Source organism: Acidithiobacillus sp. TH-A36, from assembly GCF_057473445.1.
This window is the reverse complement of record NZ_JBYCKP010000020.1, coordinates 1-1175: the sequence shown is the minus strand read 5'-3', so window position 1 is coordinate 1175 and position 1175 is coordinate 1. Positions and strand designations below refer to the sequence as shown.

The window sequence follows — 1175 nt, the reverse complement described above, 5'->3', positions numbered from 1 at the left end:
GCCGCTGACCGAGAATTGGGGCGATATTCGTGCGCGGTGGATACGTGAAGCGCCTATGCGCCGCAGCGCGAGTCCGAAAGATATTGCCGATGTGGCGTTGATGCTGACCGAATCGACTTATCTAACGGGTGAAGTGATGATGGTCGATGGCGGCATGAATTTGCTATAATCATGGAAACAAACCCTGTGTTGTATCAAAGCATAAATATAGGGATTGCAGCTTTACCAGAGCGTGTGTAGTTCATTCTCATAGATTTCCCGCCGATGCTTAATGAAATCCCCTGCCAGCCAGACTATGTTGGCCTCTCAGCAAAACCTATGTTAACTTTTAACCTCATCTTCAGGGCGGGGTGAAACTCCCCACCGGCGGTAAGCCCGTTTCAGGGTAAGCCCGCGAGCGCCTGCGGTTGCAGGGACAGCAGATCTGGTGAAAATCCAGAGCCGACGGTCATAGTCCGGATGGAAGAAGATGTTGATGCACGAGAAGCGGGTAGCCCTTGCGGCTGCCCGAAAGAGTGTGTTTGCGCCTGTCCTGAAATGTTTTTCGCCTTTACTTTTTGCGGGGAGCGTTTCATGTCTATTGAATCACCTGTTTTACTGAAAGATGTCTGTCCTTCGCGTCCTGAATGGGACGAGGCTCTGGAAGCTGTCCGTTGCGGTCGTCCAGTCATTCTGAAAGATGATGCCGATCGAGAAAATGAAGGCGATCTGATTGTCGCCGCCCAATGCATTACCGAAGAAAGCATGGCGATGCTGATTCGGGAATGTAGCGGAATCGTGTGCCTCTGCCTGACCCCAGAGCATGTGACGCGCCTGGGGCTTCCCCAGATGGTCACCAACAATCAAAGTCGCTATGGAACGGCCTTCACCGTGTCTATTGAGGCGCGAGAGGGCGTCAGCACTGGAGTATCCGCCGCAGACCGGGTTAGCACCATTCGTGCGGCCATCCACCCGGATGCACGACCACAAGATCTAGCCAGCCCCGGCCACGTGTTCCCCCTTCGTGCCCATCCTGATGGTATTCGGGGCCGACGCGGGCATACGGAAGGCTCTGTCGAACTCGCGCGCTTGGCGGGGTTGGCCCCGGCTGCTGTACTTTGCGAATTGATGAATCCCGATGGCAGTATGGCGCGAGGTGCAGAGATTGATCGTTTTGCCGCCCGGCACGACTTGCC

Annotated in this window: 2 protein-coding genes and 1 riboswitch; both genes read left to right on the top strand. The window is 55.1% G+C overall.

From position 1 onward, the window contains the following. Window positions 1-4 precede the first annotated feature (4 nt). Window positions 5-169 carry an SDR family oxidoreductase gene (locus tag AC2VLY_RS00555; protein WP_486921586.1) on the top strand — a complete coding sequence of 55 codons (165 nt, stop codon included), beginning with the start codon at window positions 5-7 and terminating at the stop codon, window positions 167-169. Window positions 170-332: 163 nt separating this feature from the next. Further along, window positions 333-475: riboswitch (FMN riboswitch) on the top strand. A gap of 98 nt (window positions 476-573) precedes the next feature. Beyond that, the coding region (gene ribB, locus AC2VLY_RS00550) for a 3,4-dihydroxy-2-butanone-4-phosphate synthase (protein WP_486921585.1) at window positions 574-1175 on the top strand (602 nt) is incomplete at its 3' end.